The 264-nt window shown below is 58.7% G+C and carries 1 pseudogene; it reads right to left on the bottom strand.

From position 1 onward, the window contains the following. A pseudogene (locus KVT27_RS25075) lies at positions 1-264 on the bottom strand (thiamine pyrophosphate-binding protein); the annotation flags it as partial.

Below are 264 nucleotides of genomic sequence, written 5' to 3'. Positions count from 1 at the left end.
AGTACCCGCATGGCCTGCATGGCAGCCGTCATCAACTGTTCCGGTCTTACGATGCGGTCCCAGTATTTACTGACTGTTTTGAAGGCATCCGTAGCGGAAATCGTGTAATCCTGCACGGATTCCAGCTGCTGCAGCACGGGGTCCGGCTGTCTGGAAGCGAAGTTATCCCCCGGCAGCAAGAGCCCCGGTATCCGGTTCACAGTCGCCGTTGCTGCCGCTGTGACCATATTGAGCGCACCTGGACCGATGGAGCTGGTGCAGGCA

It is taken from the genome of Lysinibacillus sp. GbtcB16, from assembly GCF_019091145.1.
GTDB classification, from domain to species: domain Bacteria; phylum Bacillota; class Bacilli; order Bacillales_A; family Planococcaceae; genus Lysinibacillus; species Lysinibacillus fusiformis.
Note: the sequence above shows the minus strand (reverse complement) of the source record. Positions and strands in the feature narration are given on the sequence as shown.